Origin of the sequence: Pollutimonas harenae, assembly GCF_004153685.1 — a bacterium.
Taxonomy (GTDB): domain Bacteria; phylum Pseudomonadota; class Gammaproteobacteria; order Burkholderiales; family Burkholderiaceae_B; genus Pusillimonas_C; species Pusillimonas_C harenae.
In genome coordinates, this window is the sequence record NZ_SDQD01000002.1 from 253,039 (window position 1) to 273,516 (window position 20,478).

Annotated in this window: 21 protein-coding genes; 17 read left to right on the forward strand and 4 right to left on the reverse strand. The window is 55.5% G+C overall.

The annotated features are described in order from the left end of the window. Positions 1 to 72 precede the first annotated feature (72 nt). From acpP to rarD, 14 genes are all read left to right on the forward strand, one after another. Positions 73 to 312 carry an acyl carrier protein gene (gene acpP / locus ERD84_RS08030; RefSeq protein WP_013742768.1) on the forward strand — a complete coding sequence of 80 codons (240 nt, stop codon included), beginning with the start codon at positions 73 to 75 and terminating at the stop codon, positions 310 to 312. A 233-nt stretch (positions 313 to 545) separates the two neighbouring features. Beyond that, complete coding sequence (fabF, locus tag ERD84_RS08035) at positions 546 to 1,775, forward strand: beta-ketoacyl-ACP synthase II (RefSeq protein WP_130039118.1); 1,230 nt, start codon at positions 546 to 548, stop codon at positions 1,773 to 1,775. 13 nt (positions 1,776 to 1,788) lie between these two features. Beyond that, positions 1,789 to 2,139: a hypothetical protein gene (locus tag ERD84_RS08040; protein ID WP_130039119.1), complete on the forward strand. Its 351-nt coding sequence runs from the start codon at positions 1,789 to 1,791 to the stop codon at positions 2,137 to 2,139. Then, on the forward strand, positions 2,136 to 2,735 hold the full coding sequence (gene rpoE / locus ERD84_RS08045; protein ID WP_013742765.1) for an RNA polymerase sigma factor RpoE: 600 nt from the start codon (positions 2,136 to 2,138) through the stop codon (positions 2,733 to 2,735). Before ERD84_RS08040 ends, rpoE begins: the two co-directional genes overlap by 4 nt. Positions 2,736 to 2,745: 10 nt before the next feature. After that, positions 2,746 to 3,246 carry a sigma-E factor negative regulatory protein gene (locus tag ERD84_RS08050; protein WP_130039120.1) on the forward strand — a complete coding sequence of 167 codons (501 nt, stop codon included), beginning with the start codon at positions 2,746 to 2,748 and terminating at the stop codon, positions 3,244 to 3,246. After that, the gene (locus ERD84_RS08055) at positions 3,246 to 4,247 is read left to right on the forward strand and encodes a MucB/RseB C-terminal domain-containing protein (RefSeq protein ID WP_130039121.1); all 1,002 of its coding nucleotides are present in this window, start codon (positions 3,246 to 3,248) and stop codon (positions 4,245 to 4,247) included. The genes ERD84_RS08050 and ERD84_RS08055 overlap by 1 nt, the downstream gene beginning before the upstream one ends. 41 nt (positions 4,248 to 4,288) lie before the next feature. Then, on the forward strand, positions 4,289 to 5,782 hold the full coding sequence (locus ERD84_RS08060; RefSeq protein ID WP_130039993.1) for a Do family serine endopeptidase: 1,494 nt from the start codon (positions 4,289 to 4,291) through the stop codon (positions 5,780 to 5,782). 166 nt (positions 5,783 to 5,948) lie between these two features. Then, positions 5,949 to 7,742, forward strand: coding sequence for a translation elongation factor 4 (gene lepA / locus ERD84_RS08065; RefSeq protein WP_130039122.1), 1,794 nt, complete (start codon positions 5,949 to 5,951; stop codon positions 7,740 to 7,742). A gap of 27 nt (positions 7,743 to 7,769) precedes the next feature. Next, the gene (gene lepB / locus ERD84_RS08070; protein ID WP_130039123.1) at positions 7,770 to 8,657 is read left to right on the forward strand and encodes a signal peptidase I; all 888 of its coding nucleotides are present in this window, start codon (positions 7,770 to 7,772) and stop codon (positions 8,655 to 8,657) included. Next, positions 8,657 to 9,415, forward strand: a complete 759-nt coding sequence (gene rnc / locus ERD84_RS08075) for a ribonuclease III (RefSeq protein ID WP_130039124.1) — start codon at positions 8,657 to 8,659, stop codon at positions 9,413 to 9,415. The genes lepB and rnc overlap by 1 nt, the downstream gene beginning before the upstream one ends. Then, complete coding sequence (gene era / locus ERD84_RS08080; protein WP_130039125.1) at positions 9,412 to 10,299, forward strand: GTPase Era; 888 nt, start codon at positions 9,412 to 9,414, stop codon at positions 10,297 to 10,299. Before rnc ends, era begins: the two co-directional genes overlap by 4 nt. After that, a complete protein-coding gene (gene recO, locus ERD84_RS08085; protein WP_130039126.1) occupies positions 10,292 to 10,876 on the forward strand; it encodes a DNA repair protein RecO in 585 nt (194 codons plus the stop codon). Before era ends, recO begins: the two co-directional genes overlap by 8 nt. Further along, positions 10,873 to 11,457: a PIN domain-containing protein gene (locus ERD84_RS08090; protein WP_130039127.1), complete on the forward strand. Its 585-nt coding sequence runs from the start codon at positions 10,873 to 10,875 to the stop codon at positions 11,455 to 11,457. Before recO ends, ERD84_RS08090 begins: the two co-directional genes overlap by 4 nt. Continuing rightward, entirely contained in the window at positions 11,445 to 12,359 is a 915-nt protein-coding gene (gene rarD / locus ERD84_RS08095; RefSeq protein WP_209019822.1) for an EamA family transporter RarD, read from the forward strand. The genes ERD84_RS08090 and rarD overlap by 13 nt, the downstream gene beginning before the upstream one ends. Before the next feature lie 68 nt (positions 12,360 to 12,427). Here rarD and ERD84_RS08100 read toward each other — a convergent pair whose 3' ends face one another. From ERD84_RS08100 to ERD84_RS08110, 3 genes are all read right to left on the reverse strand, one after another. Then, complete coding sequence (locus ERD84_RS08100) at positions 12,428 to 13,135, reverse strand: Bax inhibitor-1/YccA family protein (RefSeq protein ID WP_130039128.1); 708 nt, start codon at positions 13,133 to 13,135, stop codon at positions 12,428 to 12,430. A 107-nt stretch (positions 13,136 to 13,242) separates the two neighbouring features. Beyond that, on the reverse strand, positions 13,243 to 13,671 hold the full coding sequence (locus ERD84_RS08105) for a DNA polymerase III subunit chi (protein ID WP_130039129.1): 429 nt from the start codon (positions 13,669 to 13,671) through the stop codon (positions 13,243 to 13,245). An 8-nt stretch (positions 13,672 to 13,679) separates the two neighbouring features. Beyond that, positions 13,680 to 15,179, reverse strand: a complete 1,500-nt coding sequence (locus ERD84_RS08110; RefSeq protein ID WP_130039130.1) for a leucyl aminopeptidase — start codon at positions 15,177 to 15,179, stop codon at positions 13,680 to 13,682. Positions 15,180 to 15,234: 55 nt separating this feature from the next. Here ERD84_RS08110 and lptF point away from each other — a divergent pair, with 55 nt between their 5' ends. Then, positions 15,235 to 16,350, forward strand: a complete 1,116-nt coding sequence (gene lptF / locus ERD84_RS08115) for an LPS export ABC transporter permease LptF (RefSeq protein ID WP_130039131.1) — start codon at positions 15,235 to 15,237, stop codon at positions 16,348 to 16,350. 157 nt (positions 16,351 to 16,507) lie between these two features. Here lptF and ERD84_RS08120 read toward each other — a convergent pair whose 3' ends face one another. Further along, positions 16,508 to 17,428, reverse strand: coding sequence for a LysR family transcriptional regulator (locus tag ERD84_RS08120; protein ID WP_130039132.1), 921 nt, complete (start codon positions 17,426 to 17,428; stop codon positions 16,508 to 16,510). Between the two features lie 197 nt (positions 17,429 to 17,625). Between ERD84_RS08120 and ERD84_RS08125 the strand changes: the two genes are divergently transcribed. Together ERD84_RS08125 and ERD84_RS08130 are read left to right on the forward strand one after the other, a co-directional pair. Next, positions 17,626 to 18,837 carry an ABC transporter substrate-binding protein gene (locus ERD84_RS08125; RefSeq protein WP_130039133.1) on the forward strand — a complete coding sequence of 404 codons (1,212 nt, stop codon included), beginning with the start codon at positions 17,626 to 17,628 and terminating at the stop codon, positions 18,835 to 18,837. Positions 18,838 to 18,933: 96 nt separating this feature from the next. Further along, positions 18,934 to 20,427: a CoA-acylating methylmalonate-semialdehyde dehydrogenase gene (locus ERD84_RS08130; protein ID WP_130039134.1), complete on the forward strand. Its 1,494-nt coding sequence runs from the start codon at positions 18,934 to 18,936 to the stop codon at positions 20,425 to 20,427. Positions 20,428 to 20,478: the final 51 nt, after the last annotated feature.

Sequence of the window (20,478 nt, forward strand, 5' to 3'; positions counted from 1 at the left end):
AGTCACGGCCAACACCAATAATATTTTCGTTTGGCTATAATTCGCGGGAATTTTTCCCACTTGGAGATCTGCATGGAAAGCATCGAACAGCGCGTCAAGAAGATCGTCGCTGAACAACTTGGCGTCAACGAAGCCGAGATCAAAAACGAATCTTCATTCCTTGACGACCTCGGTGCCGATTCGCTCGATATGGTCGAGCTCGTGATGGCACTCGAAGACGAATTCGAAACCGAAATTCCCGACGAGGAAGCTGAGAAGATCACGACGGTTCAGCAAGCTGTTGACTATATTTCGTCGCACAGCAAGCAGTAATATCAACTTTTCGGGTGCGCGGCGTGTGAGTGGTCGCGTCACCTCAAGGCGGTTTTTCGGGACCCTCTGTTCAAGTCCGCCCGGCTGCTGCATCCCCCTGGGCGCATCAGACTCGGCAGGCTTGATCAGAGGGTCCCTGAAGTGTGGAACTATCGTTATTTCAAATCTCCTCCAGATTTGAAATAACGGTGTGCCTGTTTGCTTCGAATCGCTTTTTTACTTAGGAGTCATCCGTGAAACGACGTGTCGTCATCACTGGTCTGGGCATAGTTTCGCCGGTCGGCAACGATATTGACAGCGCATGGGACAATATCGTCAATGGGCGCTCTGGCATTGGGCGTATTACACGCTTCGATCCATCAGGGTTTAATGCCCAGATTGCGGGTGAGGTCAAGGATTTTGACGTTACTCAGTACATGTCGTCCAAAGAAGCCAAGCAAATGGATACTTTCATCCATTATGGTGTGGCGGCAGGGGCGCAGGCATGGCGCGATAGCGGCCTGGTCCTGACGGAAGAAAATGCCGATCGCATGGGTACGATTATCGGTTCCGGTATCGGAGGCTTGCCCCGTATCGAAGAAACCCAGATTGAATACCTTGAGCGCGGCCCACGCCGCATCTCTCCCTTCTTTGTGCCGGCATCACTGATCAATCTTATTTCCGGACAGCTCTCCATTATGCTGGGCCTGAAAGGACCCAGCTATGCGGTTGTATCCGCTTGCACGACCGGGCTGCATTCCATTGGCGATGCGGCACGGCTGATTGAATACGGTGATGCCGATGTCATGGTCGCCGGAGGGGCCGAATCCACCGTATCGCCGCTCGGCATAGGTGGGTTTGCTGCGATGCGCGCCTTGTCTACCCGCAACGATGATCCTACGACGGCTTCGCGACCCTGGGATCGTGACCGCGACGGTTTCGTGTTGGGCGAGGGCGCTGGCGCCCTGGTGCTCGAAGAGTACGAGCATGCCCGTAAACGCGGCGCACGTATTTATGGCGAATTTAGCGGTTATGGCATGAGCTCCGATGCGCATCACATCACTTCGCCTGATCGTGACGGCCCACGGCGCGGAGTCGTGAACGCCTTGCGCAATGGCGGCGTCAATCCGGAAGAAGTCAATTACGTCAATGCGCACGGAACTTCAACACCTCTGGGCGACAAGAACGAAAGCGAAGCACTCAAGCTCGCATTCGGTGATCACGCCAAAAAGCTGGTCGTGAACTCAACCAAGTCCATGACCGGTCACTTGCTCGGCGCAGCGGGTGGCATCGAGGCCGTCTTCACTACATTGGCGGTCTATAACCAGATTTCGCCGCCCACCATCAACATCTTCAACCAAGACCCCGAGTGCGATCTGGACTACTGCGCCAACGAAGCCCGTGACCTCAAGATCAATGTCGCGTTGTCGAATTCGTTCGGCTTTGGTGGCACAAACGGCTCCATGATTGTTCGCAGGGTCTGACCTGGGGAGCCCAGTGTCTCCCGTCAGGCAATGGCCAGTCTGCCGCCAGCGCGGGGCAGGGCTGCCTGGCGTGTTTTGGCGGCTAGGCCCTGCACGGCAAAAACGCTTGTCCTTGCAAGAGCGGTCAGGCTTGTGGACATTGGCTGATGCCGAGGGTATGCAACGTTTGCGCCTGGCTCATGCCTGGCCCGCCTTTGCCTGGATGACACTGCGCTTTCATACGCAGGATATGGTCGGCGCCGATGCGCTGGAACTCACCATTAGCAAGCATGGCCTGACTGACAGTGCCTGGCGTGAATTACGTATTTGCGTGGCACGGCAACTGGCTTTGTCGCCGCGACCAACATACAAGGAACGGGTATGAGCGAGCGTGATGTCGACGCGGAACTGGTAGCGCGCGTTCAGAGAGGCGATAAGCGGGCGTTCGATCTGCTGGTGCTGAAATATCAGCGCAAGATCATGCGGCTGCTTTCACGCATGATACGTGACCCCGCCGAAATCGAAGATGTCGCACAAGAGGCGTTTATCAAGGCTTATCGTGCCATTCCTCAGTTTCGTGGAGACAGCGCCTTTTATACCTGGCTGTACCGCATTGCCATCAATACCGCCCGCAATTGGCAGGTAGCCAGCGGACGCCGTCCCAATACGCTAAATGTAATAGAAACCGAAGATGGTGAAACTTTTAGCCAAATTGATAACCTAACTGACAATAACACTCCGGAATCAATGGCAACAAGCCGTGAGATCGCTGAAACCGTCAACGCAGCCATTAATGCGCTGCCCGACGATCTGCGCACGGCCATTGTCTTACGTGAAATTGAAGGTATGAGCTACGAAGATATCGCCCAAAGTATGGCCTGTCCCATCGGGACTGTGCGTTCGCGGATTTTCCGTGCGCGGGAAGCCATAGCTGCACAGCTGCGGCCTGTACTGGGTAGTGATTCCGAGCGTCGTTGGTAAGGAGCCAAGCATGCAAGTCGTTCAACAAGCCGCCGACCCCGATGATCTTCCTTCCTGGGAAGCGTCCGTGTCCACCTGGATAGATGGCGAAGGTGAAATGCGCCCCGAAGAGCTCGATACGCCCTACGGACGCCAGGTTTGGGATAACTACCATCTGATCGGTGATGTGCTGCGTAACTCGGATCTGGCCATCAAGCCCAGCGACTTCTTCTATGCACGAATTGCAAAAGCTATCGACGCTGAGCCGCATATTGTGGCGCCACGTACGTTGCGCCGGCACAAGCCGGTACGCTTAGGCTTGTCGGGCCTGGCGGTGGCAGCCGCAGTGGCGTCGGTGGTTTGGGTTGCCTATCCCTATATGTACGGCAGTGGTGTCGAACAGCAAGGAACAGTACAAGTTGTGGCTAGTGCCGGAGACGATGCCGGCGCCTTGCACGATTATCTGGATGCGCACCGAGAGATCGCCGGTGTCAACGCTGTGCGCCAGGCCTCTTTCGAGGTGCCCCGCTAATGCTTGCAATGCATAGGCATACCTCCAGGCGATTGCTGTTGGTGGCAGTCTGTATGTTGGCGCTGCCTGTATGGGCGGCCGAACCGCCACCATCGAATGCACAACCGCTTCAGATACTTCAAAAAATCCAGGATGCGGCCCGCACGCTGGATTACTCAGGTGTCTATACCTACCAGCAAGGCACGGCCATGGTGTCTTCGCGCGTCGTGCATATAGTCGATGGCACAGGTGAGCGCGAACGCCTGGAACTGCTCGACGGTGCTCCGCGCGAGTTTCTGCGCCATAACGAAGTCACACAATGCCTGGTCCCTGAAAAAAAACAGGTCTTGGTAGAGCGCCGGCGTGGTGATCGTTTTCCTGCCCTGATACTCGGGTCTGGTGCGAATATTTCCGAGCATTATCAAGTCAATGTCCTGCCTGTGCCGCATCGCATTGCCAGCCGGGAATGCTCCATGATCGAGCTTCTGCCCAACGACGCGCATCGTTATGGCTACCGTTTGTGCGCCGATAATGAAACTAATTTGCTCCTCAAGGTACAAACGATTAGTGCGGAGCATGGTCTGATTGATCAGATTTCCTTTAACAGCCTGCAACTAGGTGACAAGGTCCGACCGGAACAGTTGGTTTCTGAATGGAATACCAAAAATTGGAAAGTGGTGGAAACCGCCATGGAACCAGTTGATTTGGCAGCCGATGGATGGCGTATTCCTTTTCCTCCGGGTTTCCAGTCTGTTACCCAAGTATCCAGACCTATGAAGCGGGGTCGTAAAGTCAGTCAGTTGGTCGTCACCGATGGCCTGGCTGCTATCTCGGTCTTTATCGAGCCTTACGACCCGAATCGCCCTGAGCCGTCTGCAGGCGGCATGGCAAGAGCCGGCGCCATGAATATTTTTCAGGCCCGTATAGGCGATTACAGGCTGACCGCATTGGGTGAGGTGCCCGCTGGTACCTTGCGCAGCATTGCTCAAAGCACTGAGTATGTGCCGCGCTCCGATCATTAATAGTTTTAACGAATAATAAACAACAACCTAGGAGTTTCATGATGTTTTCTACTTATCTAGGACAGAATAAGTTTAAAAAAATCCTGGCTGCAGCTTCGGCAAGCCTGTTGGTCGCGTGTTCAGCCGTGGGTGCGGCCAGTAGCGAGCAAGCGACCCCCGTACCTACTTTATCGGTACCTGACTTCACTCAAGTTGTCGCCGAAACTGAAAATTCGGTGGTCAATATCCGTACAACTGAAGCAGTGCCGGTGCGCACTGGCCGGTCCGGACCTAACAGCAACGATCCATATGAAATGTTTCGCTGGTTCTTTGGCCCTGACTTCATGCCGCCCGGCATGCCGGGCCCGCGCGGACGCAGCGCCCCAGACTCTGGCCAACAGCAAGAGCGTACTGTGCCGCGCGGTGTCGGTTCTGGCTTCATCATTTCGGACGATGGCTATATCCTGACCAACAACCATGTGGTTGCCAAGTCCAACGGCATCTTTGTTACCCTGACCTCCGGTAAAGAATACAAGGCCGAAATTATTGGTACTGATCAACGCACCGATATCGCCCTGATCAAAATAGATGCCAAAGACCTGACGCCGTTGCCTATCGGTGATTCCAACAAGCTCAAGAAGGGCCAGTGGGTGTTGGCCATCGGCTCGCCATTTGGTCTGGATTCCACTGCGACATCGGGTATCATCAGTGCCATCAATCGCGAGACCGGAGACTACCTGCCTTTCATCCAGACCGACGTAGCAGTCAACCCAGGCAACTCGGGTGGCCCATTGATCAACCTGGCTGGGCAAGTGATCGGAGTGAACTCACAGATCATTTCGCAAAGCGGAGGCTTTATGGGTATTTCGCTGGCCATTCCTATCGATGAGGCCATGCGTGTGGTCGAACAGCTCAAAGAGCATGGCAAGGTTACTCGTGGCCGGATCGGTGTACAGATCAGTACGGTATCCGACGACGTAGCCAAGGCCATAGGGCTGGATGACTCCAAGGGTGCCATGGTCAGCAATGTCGAGAAAGACGGTCCGGCCGACAAGGCTGGCATCCGGTCAGGCGATGTCATCATCACGTTCGATGGCAAGGATATCAAGCACATGACCGACTTGCCGCGTATAGTAGGTGCCACCAAGCCCGACAGCCGCGTCGATATGGAAGTATGGCGCAAGGGCAAGGCAGTCAAGCTGCGTGTCAAGGTTGGTGAGATGCCAGGGGCCGAGGAAAGCGCGCCAGCCGAAAAAGCCGAAGCACCGCAGGTTTCACCGGTTGATGCCCTGGGTTTGAAGGTCACCAAAGTCGATGAAGATGCGCACGAAAAGCTCGGGTTCAAGGGTGGAGTGCAGATTGCCGAGGTTGAAGAGCCAGCAGCTGCCGCTGGCCTGACCGAGGGGGACGTCATCGTGACCATCAACGATATCGATATCACCAGTCCCAACCAGTATGCCAAGGTCGTTTCTGATCTCGATAAATCACGTGCTGCCGCATTGTTGGTGGTGCGAGGCGAGCAATCACAGTGGGTTACCGTGACTCCCCGAAAATAATCTGTAGAAACGGCTAAAATGGCGCAGAGCCGGAAGGAGCGCCGGGTAGCAGGGTTTGAACAGGCCGCCACAAGTGGGCAATGTTCAGACCGCTCCCGGCGCTCTTTTTTGCTTTTTCATTTTCTAAATATTGCTCTGGCTGTGCCGAGCTTCTTTTTGCTGGTTTATGGATCACATCCGCAACTTTTCCATCATTGCCCATATCGACCACGGTAAATCCACACTTGCCGATCGCTTGATCCATCGTTGTGGCGGCCTGGCCGACCGCGAGATGTCGACCCAGGTGCTTGACTCCATGGATATCGAGCGCGAGCGGGGTATTACTATCAAGGCCCAGACCGCAGCGCTCAGCTACAAGGCGCAAGACGGCAAGACCTATGCGCTCAACCTTATCGATACTCCCGGACACGTAGACTTTTCCTATGAAGTCAGCCGCTCATTGTCGGCTTGCGAGGGGGCTCTGTTGGTGGTGGACGCTTCGCAAGGTGTCGAGGCTCAGACCGTCGCCAATTGCTATACCGCCATCGAGCTGGGGGTCGAGGTCATACCCGTCCTGAATAAAATGGATTTGCCCTCGGCTGAGCCCGAAAATGCCAGGCAAGAGATCGAAGATGTTATAGGCATAGATGCGTCGGAAGCGGTGTTGTGCAGTGCCAAAACCGGTCTCGGCATAGACGAGATCCTGGAAACCATTGTGGCAAAGGTGCCTGCACCCGTAGGCGATCCCAGCCAGCCTTTGCAAGCGTTGATCATAGACTCGTGGTTTGACAACTACGTTGGCGTGGTGATGCTGGTGCGCATTGTCAACGGTGTGCTCAGGCCCAAGGACAAGATTCTGCTCATGGCCGCTGGCGCCAGTCATTTGTGCGAGCATATTGGTGTTTTCACACCCAAGTCCGTCCCACGTCAGCAGTTATCGGCCGGCGAAGTCGGTTTTGTGATTGCCGGCATCAAAGAGCTTGAGCATGCCAAGGTGGGCGATACCATCACCCTGGCAGGCAAGCCGGCAACAACAGCTTTGCCTGGGTTCAAAGAGGTCAAGCCGCAGGTTTTTGCCGGTTTGTATCCAGTGGAAAGCAGCGAATATGACCAGTTGCGCGACTCGTTGGAAAAGCTGAAGCTTAACGATTCGTCCCTGATGTTCGAGCCCGAAGTTTCGCAGGCGCTGGGTTTTGGTTTCCGCTGTGGCTTCCTGGGTTTGCTGCACATGGAAATCGTGCAGGAGCGCCTGGAACGCGAGTTCGACATGGACATCATCACCACGGCGCCTTCCGTGGTGTACGAGGTAGAGCAGCGCGATGGCACGGTGGCCATGATAGAAAGCCCCTCGCGCATGCCGGAAGTCGGCAATATCACCGAGATCCGCGAGCCTATCGTCACGGTCACCCTGTTTATGCCGCAAGAATATGTCGGGCCGGTCATGTCGCTGTGCATGGCCAAACGCGGTATACAGCTGAACATGACCTACCACGGTCGACAAGTGCATTTGTCCTATGAAATGCCTCTTGCTGAAATCGTGCTCGATTTTTTCGACAAACTCAAGTCGGTATCCCGAGGCTATGCTTCGATGGACTATGAGTTCAAAGAGTATCGGTCAGCCGATGTCGTGCGGGTTGACCTGCTGATCAACGGCGACCGTGTCGACGCCTTGTCCATGATCGTTCACCGATCCAACGCCCGCTATCGCGGCCGTGAAGTGGTCTCCAAAATGCGTAGCCTGATTCCGCGGCAAATGTTCGATATCGCCATACAGGCGGCTATCGGTGCCGAGGTCGTTGCCCGTGAAAACGTCAAGGCCTTGCGCAAGAACGTACTGGCCAAGTGCTATGGTGGTGACATTTCCCGCAAGAAAAAACTGCTTGAAAAGCAGAAGGCAGGCAAGAAGCGCATGAAGCAGGTGGGTAACGTTGAAATCCCCCAAGAGGCCTTTTTGGCTATTTTGCAGGTTGAAGACAAGTAATATGAAAAATAACAAGGTACATCTGGCATGAGTTGGGATTTCGCCCTGATTTTGTTTGTTCTGTTGGTCATAACCGGTATTGTCTGGTGTCTGGACTTTTTTTATTGGCGGGCACGCCGACGAGCCAACGGCGTAGCAGCCATGGCAGCCACCGGTCCGGCGGTAGCCGGACTGGGGCAGGCGGAAGCAGCCCGCGTGCGCCAGGAAGCCTACGATAATGCCAATCGCGCGCCATGGTGGATCGAGTACTGCGTCAGTTTTTTCCCCGTTATTCTGTTTGTGTTCGCCTTGCGCTCTTTTGTCGTCGAACCTTTCCGGATTCCTTCAGGCTCCATGCTTCCCACTTTGCAAAATGGCGATCTCATCCTGGTCAACAAGTTCCAGTATGGCATTCGCTTGCCGGTCATTGACAAGAAAGTGATCGAGCTGGGCAAACCTAGTCGCGGTGATGTCATGGTGTTCCGCTATCCGGTCGATACCGATGTAGACTACATCAAGCGGGTCGTGGGGCTGCCTGGCGATGTGATTCAGTATCGGAACAAGGTGCTGACCATCAACGGAAAAGAGGTTGCACATACTCGTGCCGGCGACTTCTTCGAGCCCGACCGCTCCGCTTACGTTGGACGTTATACCGAGCAACTGGGCGATGTGCAGCACAATATTTTGCTGAACAAGCAAGCTTCGCAAGACTATATGGCAATCACCAACTACCCGTATCGCGAAAATTGCGAGTACCTGGGCAATGGCGTGCGGTGCACGGTGCCGCCCGGTCATTACTTCATGATGGGAGATAATCGCGACAATAGCCTGGATAGCCGCTATTGGGGCTTTGTGCCCGACGAATACATTGTTGGCCGGGCGTTTTTTATCTGGATGAACTTCAGTGAGCCCAGCCGCATAGGTAGTTTTGATTAATGGCCAGCCAGAATACCTTGCAGGCAGCGCTGGGCTATCAGTTCAGTGATGCCAATTTGCTGGAACAGGCGCTTACTCATCGCAGCCACAGTGGGCCCCATAACGAGCGACTCGAGTTTCTGGGCGATTCGGTACTGAATTTCGTGGTGGCGTCTCTGCTGTTTGTGCGCTTTCCCAAAATAGACGAAGGTGATCTGTCACGTCTGCGCGCCAATCTGGTGAAGCAGGCGGCGCTGGCCGATATTGCAAGCCGATTGAATCTGTCCCAATATTTGCGGCTGGGCGAAGGCGAGTTGAAAAGCGGTGGTTTCCGGCGGCCATCGATTCTGGCTGATGCGCTCGAAGCGCTGTTTGGCGCAGTCTATCTCGATGGGGGCTTCGATGCGGCGCAACAGGTAATTCAGCGCCAGTACGAAACCATCCTTGATCATGTAGATGCCAAGACCCTGGGCAAAGATCCCAAGACACTCTTGCAAGAGTTACTGCAGGGGCGCAAGCTTGATCTTCCCGTCTATGCCGTTGTCGCCACGCATGGCGCGGCGCATAATCAGCTGTTTGAGGTTGAATGTCAGATACCTGCGCTTGATATCAAAGTATCGGCCGGAGGCGCCAGCCGTCGTGCGGCCGAGCAGTCCGCCGCCGAGCTGGCTATTACCGCCATCAACGCCATACCGCAAGCCAAGGGGCAGCGTAAAGCCCGCGCCCGCAAATCAACCCAGCTTTCCCTGCCGGTTGCTGTTTCCCAGGAGAAAAAATGACGACTCCTTTTCGTTGTGGCTTTGTGGCAGTGGTTGGACGCCCGAATGTTGGCAAGTCGACCCTGACCAATGCCCTGATCGGCAGCAAAATATCGATTGTTTCTCGCAAGGCTCAAACCACCCGTCATCGCATACATGGCGTGCTGACGCGCGACCACGAGCAGTTCGTTTTCGTCGATACGCCAGGATTCCAGACGCGTCACGGCGGCACCATGAATCGCATGATGAACCGTGTCGTGACCCAGGCACTGGCCGATGTCGATGTGACGGTACACGTGGTCGAAGCGGGTAAGTGGTCGGCCGGCGACGCCCAGTTGCTGCCTTTGCTGCCGCAGTCGGGTCATACCATATTGGCCGTCAATAAAGTTGACGCGCTCAAGAGCAAGAACGACATGTTCGCCTACGTCAGCAAAATCATGGCGCAGCATTCCTATTCGGCGGTGGTGCCCGTCAGCGCTTTGCGCGGCGTACAGCTTGAAAATCTGCTGCAGGAAATAGCTGCACGCCTGCCTGAAGGCGAGCCTATGTTCGAGGCCGACACCCTGACCGATCGTCCCATGCGTTTTATTGTGGCCGAACTCATACGCGAGAAAGTATTCCGTCTGGTTGGCGACGAATTGCCTTATGGGTGCACCGTTGTCATCGAGCAGTGGGATGAGAACGAGGCGGGTGTACGGGTGGCTGCCTGCATACTGGTCGAGCGTGAAACCCATCGCCCCATTTTGCTGGGCACGGGCGGCGCGCACATGAAGCGTATTGCGACCGAAGCGCGGCAAGACATGGTCAAGCTGCTCGACAAGCCAGTTTTCCTGGATGTGTACATCAAAGTGCGCAAGGGCTGGTCTGATCGCGAGAGTACGCTGCGCGAATTGGGATATGAGTAAACGGAGCCTGCGTGTTCAAGACGCGGCGGGCTATTTGCTGCATTCAGCCCCCTGGCGGGAAACCTCGCTGATCATACAGGCGTTTACCCGGAATCATGGCGTAGTCGCCCTGGTTGCCAAAGGGGCCAAGCGCCCTTATTCGGTGCTGCGCCCTGTGCTGTCTGCCTTTCAACCACTCGCACTGTCCTGGAGCGGGGCCAATGAAGTCAAGACCCTGACCCGGGCCGAGTGCATGGGCATACGCAAGTTGAGCGGCCAGGCTTATATGTCGGCCTGGTATATGAACGAGTTGCTGCTGCGCCTGTTACCTCGTGAGGATCCGCATCCTGTGCTGTACGAGGCCTACGACATGGCCCTGCAACAACTTGCCTTGCAGCAGTCCGCCGCCAGTGCGCTGCGCCGCTTCGAATGGATTTTGCTGAATGAAACCGGCTACGGCGTCGAAGACGACACACCGGATTTTGATGACCCACAGATTGAGCCGGCCTTGCGTCAGTCTTTGCGTGCACGACTCAATGAGCTGTTGAACCGGCCCTTGCTCACGCGCAAGGTACTGATGGAGCTGCAGAAATATTGAACTCTCGTATTCCGCAGGTACTGGTTCTGGATACCTGTGTACTGATTTCCAATGTATTGCGTCGGGGGCTTTTGCAACTGGCTAGGCAAGGATGCTTCGAGCCCGCCTGGAGCCGGATCATTGGTGATGAGTGGCGTCGTAACGCGGCGCGTTTATGGTCGGTGTCTCAGGATGAGGTCGATGCCCAATGGCGGTCGTTGCAGCAGGGTTTTCCTGCAGCCGACTGTGGCGAGATCGAAGACTACAAGAAGGGGTTGCAACGCAGTGATCCCAAAGACTGGCATGTGATTGCGGCAGCCAGGTCCATGCAGGCGGCACGGCCGCAAGCCAGCGTGGGCATCGTCACACGCAATATCAGGGATTTCAATCGGTCTGAGCTCCATGGGCTGGATTTGACCTTACTCGATCCTGACCAGTTGCTCCTGCGTTGCTGGGAAGCCTATCCACAATGCATGCTGGAATTGCTTGAGGCCTTGCCCGCCTACGCACAGGCGCCCGGCAGGCCAGTAGAAGCCGTAAGTGTCATTCTGAAGCGGGAACGCCTGTTCCGGCTCAATAAGGTGTGTCCATGCAATCCATGAGGCAAGGCGTCGCACTGTCGGTTTTGTCATCTTTCCTGTTCGCCACGCTTTATTACTACACAACAGTCTTGCCTCCTTTGAAAGGAACAGAAGTTTTTGCCTGGCGGGTATTGCTGTGCCTGCCGGTACTTGCCCTGGTCATTCACCGAGCCCGGAGCTGGGACGAGATATCAGCCGTGTATGGACGTTTGCGTCAGGAACCCGTCTTGTGGTTATTGCTGTTGTTGAGTGCAACCCTGATTGGCATGCAGCTATGGTTGTTCGCCTGGGCGCCTCTCAATCAGAAGGGGCTGGATGTCTCCATGGGCTATTTTTTGCTGCCCATGGTCATGGTGTTGCTGGGGCGGCTGTTCTATGGCGAGCGCCTGAGCAAAGTGCAAACGGTGGCTGTTCTGGTCGCGGCGTTGGGCGTGACCCATGAGTTATGGCGGTCCGGTTCATTTTCGTGGGCGACTGCCTTGGTCATGTTCGGCTATCCGCCGTACTTCATGTTGCGCAGACGGTTGCGCATGGGGTCGCTCAGCGCCTTGTGGTTCGACATGCTGTTCATGACGCCAGGCGCCTTGTTCATTCTATTTAGCCAGGACCTGAGTGTGCTGGAGCAGTTTTCCCGGTTTCCACGGCTGTTTGGACAAGTGCCGTTGCTGGGCGTGATCAGCTCGGCGGCGCTGGTGGCCTATATTTCGGCCAGTCGTATGCTGCCGCTGGGGCTCTTCGGCATATTGGGCTATGTAGAGCCTGTATTGCTGTTCTGGGTGGCTTTTCTGTTTTTGCACGAGGTGGTGTCGTACCAGGCCTGGTTTACCTATGTGCCGATCTGGGTTGCTGTGCTGTTGATTGCCGGCGAGGGCGCGATGGCCTGGCGGCAATCAGCTACCGGCAAAAAAGAATCGCCCAGGTAAGGAAGCCTGAGCGATTTATTTAGTGCGGGCCAGTGCCGGATGGAGTCCGGCGCCTGGAGACCAGATGGTTATTCGCGGCTGCCGCCAAAGAAGCCGAGCAGCATCAGCAGATTGGCAAAAATATTGTAGACGTCGAGGTAAACGGCCAGGGTGGCAGTGACGTAGTTGGTTTCGCCACCGTTGACGATGCGTTGAAGATCGACCAGCAACAGTGCCGAAAAAATGGCTACAGCCAGGACCGAGATAGTGAGCATCAGTGCCGGCATCTGCAGGAAGATGTTGGCCAGCGAAGCGACAATCAGAATGATGACACCGATGAACAGAAATTTGTGCATGGTGGAAAAGTCGCGCTTGCTGGTCGAGGCAATACTGGCCATGGCTCCGAATACGATGGCGGTCCCGCCAAAGGCAAACATGATCAGTTGCGAGCCATTGGCCAGGCCCAATACATGGCCCAGCAAACGGGACAGCATGATGCCCATGAAGAAGGTGAAAGCCAGCAGCAGGGCCACACCGACCGAGCTGTTTTTATTACGCTCGATCAGGAACATCAGGCCGAAGGCGCCCGCCAGAAAGACGATGGCACTGACGCCGGGGCTGGAGCCCATGATCTGGTTGATGCCGGTGTTCAGGCCTACCAGGGCTCCCAGCACCGTGGGGATCATGGATAGGGCCAGTAGCCAGTAGGTATTGCGCAGGACGCGGTTGCGCACCACGGACGACGCGGTCGAGCCGTATCCGGTGCCTGGCGTCACGGGTTGACGTAAATCGCTCATATGTAATCCTTTCCTTGTGCGGAATTGCTTGATTCGCCGTTGTTGGCGTGTTTAAAAGCTAGGTTAACTGACAATTAACTGAACATGCAACTTGTTTATGCCATTAATTACCCTAGTTTATGCGCATGGAGGGCATGGCCGGATGCTTTATATTGTAGCCACCGTTCGCGAGCCGCAAGCTTGTCTTCTTCGTGGTCGGAAACGATCTCGAGGATACGGTCGAAATGTTCGTAGCCAGGCGGGCATGACAGGTCGAGATTGATCAGCCAGACTGACTGGCTGTTTTCCGCGGCAACGACCGGGGTTGCCGCCGTCAGTTGCACAGGCGTCTGGGCTGCCAGCGGATCGTCGGTCATGACGTGAGGCACAAAGGCTGTGGGGTCGAAGCCCCACAGCAGATGGTCGAAGCGCTCCAGTCTTTGCCTATCTTGGGTGTAGACCACCAGTCGGCGACCCGCGCTGTAATGCTTGCGCACGACTTCGCAAGCCGTCCGCAAGCGATTGGGCGCCCCAAAGGCAAAGTCGACCCGGCTCATGGCTGGCATCAAGCCTGATTGAGCAGATACTGGACCAGCAAGGGTACGGGGCGGCCCGAAGCACCTTTGTCTTTGCCACTGCGCCAGGCCGTACCAGCGATATCCAGATGGGCCCAGGGATAGTTCTTGGTGAAGCGCGACAGGAAGCAAGCGGCGGTGACAGCGCCAGCAGGGGGGCCACCGATGTTGGCGACGTCGGCAAAGTTCGAGCGTAGTTGCTCTTGGTAGGCGTCGTCCATAGGCATGCGCCATGCGGTGTCGTTGGCTTCGCGTCCAGCCTGAAGCAGACCTTCGGCCAGCTCGTCGTTGGTGCTGAAAAGACCCGTGTTGACATGGCCCAGCGCCACAACGCAAGCACCGGTCAGAGTGGCGATATCGATGACTGCCGCAGGCTTGAAGCGTTCGGCATAAGTCAGGGCGTCGCACAGGACCAGGCGGCCTTCGGCATCGGTATTCAGGATTTCTATGGTTTGCCCCGACATGCTGATAACGATGTCCCCGGGCTTGTTGGCACGTCCGCTGGGCAGGTTTTCGCAGGAAGGAACAATGCCGATGACATCGCGGTCGAGTTCAAGCTCGGCCACGGCGCGCATCGTACCCAGTACGCTGGCTGCGCCACACATGTCGTACTTCATTTCGTCCATATTGGAAGCTGGCTTGAGCGAGATGCCACCCGCATCGAAAGTGATACCCTTGCCGACAAGTACGATGGGAGCCTTGGCCTTTTTACTGGAGCCTTTGCCTGCCGCGCTATGCTTGAGCACAATGAAAGCAGGGGGCTCGTACGAGCCACGGGCGACTGACAGGAAGGAGCCCATTTTCAGTGCTTCTATTTGTTTGACACCCAGCACCTCGGCCTTGAGGTTTTTGAACTCTTTGGCCAGCGCCTTGGCGGTACTGCCCAGGTAGGTGGGTGTACAAACATTGGGTGGCAAGTCACCCAGCAGGCGAGTCAGATTCATGCCATTGCCGATAGCGCGGCCTTCGCGCAGGCCATGCTGTGCTTCGGTCGCCTGGTTGCGAGCCACCCAAACTGCGATTTTCTTGAGTTTGGGCGCGGCTTCGCGTTTTTCGCCAAAGGTGGCGTCGTAGCGGTAAAGGGCACGGCTAGCGGCTATTGCTGTTGCTTTGGCACGGGTGCGCAGCTTGACGTTGGGACACTCTATGGCCGCCAGTGCAGATACGCCTTCTGTAAGACCAGCATTTGCGCAATAATTGGCAAAGACGAGTTCGGCGCCGGCGTGGGCGGCGGCGTTATAGCTGTCTTGTTTCCCCAATCCAACTAAAATGACGCGAGCAGCTGAAACGCCAGTCAGGTCCCGGAGCACCAGATGTGTATGGGGCTTGGCTTTGAATTCAGTCTTGATGATGGCGCGTAGCGCACCATTGCTGGCGTGGTCGATGACATCGGCGGCAGGGCTGAGCAGGCCGTCCGAAAAAACGCCCACGGCAAGGGCCGCTGTTTTGATTTGATGCAAAGAAGCAGTGGTCTGTGTGCTAAATTCCATTCCAGTTTCCAGTAGGTGTCGACAAGATGCTTACGATTATCCCGTATATTCTCTCATGTCACTATTCAAACGTTCAGTCGTCTCCGAAATTATGAGTCACGCAGGTGTCGTGTTCTCGACGCTGCTGGTCGTTTGGCTCAGTGTATTGCTGGTTCGCCTGCTGGGTGAAGCCGCCAACGGCACCATTGGTGCCAACGTGGTATTTGGCCTGGCTACGTTCTCCAGTATTACCGCTTTACCGGTTATTTTATCGGTGTCGCTTTTTATCGCTGTGCTTACGACGGTTACGCGTAATTTCCGCGAGTCCGAGATGGTGGTGTGGTTTGCCAGTGGCTTGTCGCTAAAAGACTGGATCAGGCCTGTGCTGCGCTGTGCGGTGCCGGTGGCCATAATCATTGCCGTGCTGACTTTGATGGCTTCGCCCTGGGCCTATCGGCAGATCAGCGAGTACAGACAGCGTTTTGAGCAGCGTTCCGATTTGTCCAAGGTGACAGCGGGGCAGTTCATTGAAACCGAAGATGGTGCGCGGGTTTTCTTTGCTGAAGAGCCAACTGAACCGGGCCAGGAGATGGGCAAGGTGATTGCCCGGGTCGTGACGCCGGAGTGGTTGAGCGTGGTTACGGCGGAAAGCGCGAAAATTCAGACAGAGGAAAACGGCGATCGTTTTCTGGTGCTGACTAATGGCCATCGCTACGATCTTAAGCCAAATATGCCGGACTTTCGGCTGATGGAGTTCGATAGCTATGGCTTTAGGCTTGAAAGCAATGCCAGCGAAAGTTCTGCCGAGGCGGTACGCCGTATGGCCGAAAGCCAGATCAAGGCCAGACCGACGCTTAAATTGTTCACCGATAATAACGATCGCGCTTCGTCGCAGATTATGTGGCGGTTGGCTTTGCCGCTGGCGGCATTGAATCTGGCTTTGCTGGCGATTCCTTTGGGGGCGGTGAATCCACGTCTGGGACGCTCGGGCGACTTCCTGATTGCCGGGCTGGTAGGGTTGCTGTATATGAATTTGATCAATCTGTCGCGAGGCTGGATCGGAAGCGGGCAGTTGAGTTTTGGCATAGGCTTATGGCTGGTGCATGCGATATTCACGGCGCTGATGTGCTATATGATGTGGCGAAAGTTACGGGTGAAGGCGCCCAAGGATTCTGGGCCGGCGCAAGCCTGATCGTCCTGAGGGTTTCTGGTCACAGCCTTTCTCGGTTCGTAAGTAAGCCGGGTGTGTCAGGGGCTGTTCCGGCTTGGCGCACTAAGGCCCCTGGCTTCGCCAAGGACGTCCCGGTTTATTTCAGCCCGTCGCCAAATATCAGGCAATCACAAACAACTCAAGCCAAATATCGCAGCGTACCGGCTTCCCCTCGCAGCAGCGCCTGATTCAACTGCACCGATTTTTTCAGGAAATCCCATAGCGCCATCACCCGCCTGGAGTGCCGCAAATCTTCATGGCAATACATCCAGAAACTGCGTGTGACCACAATGTCGTCTTCCAGCACCGCCTGCAGACGAGGATCCTGGGCCGCCATGAAGCAGGGCAATATGGCAAGCGACTCGCCTTGCAAGGTTGCGTGGTATTGCGCGATGACGCTGGTGCTTTTGAATATGACCCTGCTGTTCGCGACTATATCGTCCAGGTAACGCAACCGGTCGCTGAACAAAAGCTCTTCTACGTAGCCGATAAAGGTATGCTCAGCCAAGTCAGTCTTTTTGCGTATGGGCGCCTTGCGGGCAAGGTACTCAGCCGTGCCGTACAGCTTCAAGGAGTAATCGAGCAGTTTGGTACATAAATAAGGGCCGCGCTGGGGACGCTCAAGCGAGATCGCGATGTCCGCTTCGCGCTTCGACAAACTGATAAAGCGCGGCACAGGCATGATGTCCAGAGTAATGGCGGGAAAGCGTCGCTGAAAATCGGTCATCAGAGGGGCCAGCACATAATTGCCGAAACCTTCGGTCGAGCCCACCCGTAAATGACCAGATAAGGTTTGCGATTGGCCAGAGATCTCTTCGCGTGCAGTAGTCAGCGTGCCTTCTATCTGTTCGGCATAGGCAAAAAAACGGATGCCTTCTTCCGTCAGCGTAAATCCCGTTGCTTTGGACTTGTCGAACAGCAGCGTGTCCAGTTCGCGTTCCAGCGCATGTATGCGGCGCGATACGGTACTGTGCTGCACGCCCAGCCGCAGAGCGGCTGCACTGACCCGCTGTGTGCGGGCGACTTCAAGAAAGTAACGTAAACCATCCCAGTCGAGCATAATGTGTGTTGTGCATTTTTTAGCAATGAATGTGCAAATATTTTGATGGAAATTAGTTTTTTACACAACTAAACTGGACTTGGGTACTCCTCTGCAGCCAAGACTGTCATGTATTGCTACGGTCGGGGCAGTAAACGAGCCCTTGTCACGCCTACTCGGCTTGATGTACAAAAAACATAAAGACAACGGAGACATACATGCAAAAATTTACTTTGTCATTGGCTGCGAGCCTGTGTGTGGGTTTGATGGGAAGCGCGCACGCGGCTGTGCCGCCTGTCAAGATCGGTATCCTCACCGATATGTCAGGAACTTACGCCGCAATGGGTGGGTCGGGTTCGGTCGCTGCGGCAAAGCTGGCTGTCGAAGACTGCCTGAAGGCCGAGTGCAAGGGCATGGACATCGAGGTGGTATCGGCAGATCACCAGAACAAGGCGGACATTGGTGCAGCCAAGGCACGCGAATGGTTTGATCGTGATGGTGTAACGGCCATTGCCGACCTGACCAATTCGGCGGTAGCGCTGGCTGTACAAAGTATTGCCAAAGAGAAAAACAAAGTAGCGCTGTTTTCGGGGCCGGCTACAACTGGCCTCACCAACGATAGCTGCTCGCCCGTGGGTTTCCACTGGATGTTCGACGTCTATTCCCAGTCGGTGGGCGGTGTGCGGGCCATGGTGAACAAAGGAGGCAAGTCATGGTTTTTCATTACCGTTGATTACGCCTTCGGCCACTCCCTGCAAAAAGGCTCGGAAGACATGGTCAAGGAAATGGGCGGTACAGTCGTAGGTTCTGTGCTGCATCCGCTGGGCGTAGCCGATTTCGCTTCTTACCTGCTGCAGGCGCAAAGCTCCAAAGCCCAGGTCGTTGCTCTGGCCAATAGCGGCGCCGATGTGGTCAATGCCATCAAGCAGGCACGTGAATTCGGTATTGTTGAAGGCGGCCAGCGGCTGGCTTCACTGCTGATCTTCCTGACGGATTTGCGCGCACTGGGCCTGGAAAACGGCCAGGGCCTGACTTATGTCGATGGCTTTTACTGGGACTTTGACGATGCCTCGCGCAAGTGGTCCGATCGTTATGCCAAGGCTTTCGATGGTACTAAGCCGACCATGACCCATGGCGGTGTGTATTCCAGCGTGTTGCATTATCTGAAGGCCGTGGCTGCCGCGCAATCGACTGATGGCAATGTAGTGGCCGACAAGATGCGTGAGATCCCCATCGATGATCCGATCATGCATAACGCATCGATTCGTCCGGATGGACGCGTGATTCACGATATGTACTTATATGAGGCCAAGACGCCAGCCGAATCGACCGGCGATTGGGATTTGTCCACACTGATGGCGACCATTCCTGCAGACGAAGCCTTCCAGCCTTTGTCCGAGTCCACCTGCCCCTTGGTCAAGAAGAGCTGATCCGGGTCAGGCCCGGCCTGCGCATTGCAACAGGGCGCAGGCCGGCTGAAGTACATTTTTATTTATCAGCATCATGTATGCGCCAAGGAGACCTTAATGAGTGCAGTACCACGTATTCCGCTGCTTATCGGCGGAGAGCTCGTCCAGTCCACCACCACCGAATGGCGGGATGTCATCAATCCCGCAACCCAGGAAGTGGTTGCTCAAGTGCCTTTCGCCACCAAAGAAGAGCTGGATCGGGCGGTCTCCAATTCCAAAGAAGCCTTCCAGAAATGGCGTAATACCAGCCAGGCTGCACGTACCCGCATCATGCTGAATCTGCAGAAGCTGGTGCGCGATAATATCCCGGCCATTGCCAAGTCCATTTCGATTGAGCACGGTAAAACCTTGCCTGATGCCGAAGGTGAAGTAGGTCGGGGCCTGGAGGTTATCGAGCACGCGTGCTCCATGACCTCGCTGCAGCTGGGCGAGTATGCCGAGAATGCGGCAACCGGTATTGATGTTTATACGCTGATACAGCCTTTGGGCGTATGTGCCGGCATTACGGCTTTCAATTTCCCCATCATGCTGCCTTGCTTCATGTTCCCCATTGCGGTTTCGGCGGGCAACACCTTTATTTTGAAGCCATCCGAGCAAGATCCCAGCTCAACACTGATGCTGGCTCAGCTGGCACTCGAGGCTGGCCTGCCTCCCGGCGTGCTGAACGTGGTGCACGGTGGCCCCGATATTGCCAATGGCATTTGTGAGCACCCTGACATCAAGGCTGTTTCGTTTATTGGTTCCACGCGGGTGGGTACTGAGATCTATCAACGGGCGTCCAATGCGGGCAAGCGTTGCCAGGCGATGATGGGAGCCAAGAATCATTGCGTCATCTTGCCCGATGCCGATCGCGAAGTAGCGCTCAATCAGTTGGTGGGTGCGGCTTTCGGTGCTGCGGGCCAGCGTTGCATGGCCACATCGGTGGCCGTACTGGTGGGCGAGGCGCGCGATTGGCTGCCCGACTTCATCGAGCGTGCCAAGAAGCTCAAGGTCAGTGTCGGCTCTGATAAAGATGCCGATCTGGGGCCTTTGGTCTCCCCCAATGCCAAGAAGCGTGTAGAAAGCCTGATTCAACAGGGCGTGGATGAGGGCGCCGAGCTTGTGCTCGACGGCCGTAATCTGAAGGTAGCCGGATACGAAAGCGGCAACTTTGTTGGCCCGACCGTATTCAATGGCGTCAAGGCCAATATGACGATTTACCAGGAAGAGGTCTTCGGGCCGGTGCTTTGTGTGGTGGCTGTTGATACGCTGGAAGAAGCCGTTCAGTTCATCAACGATAATCCCAACGGCAATGGGGTGGCTGTATTCACACAGGATGGCGGTGCCGCACGCTACTTCCAGCACAACATCGATGTAGGCCAGATCGGCATCAATATTCCCATTCCGGTGCCGGTGGCATGGTTCAGCTTCACGGGTTCGCGTGCATCCAAACTTGGAGATCTGGGCCCGAATGGCAAGCAGGCCGTGCATTTCTGGACACAAACCAAAACCGTCACGGCACGCTGGTCGGCACATGCATCGGGTGTCAATACCACGATCTCAATGAAGTAAGCTTATAACTAGAAAGAATATATTTTTATTTCTTTATTACATATAATAGCC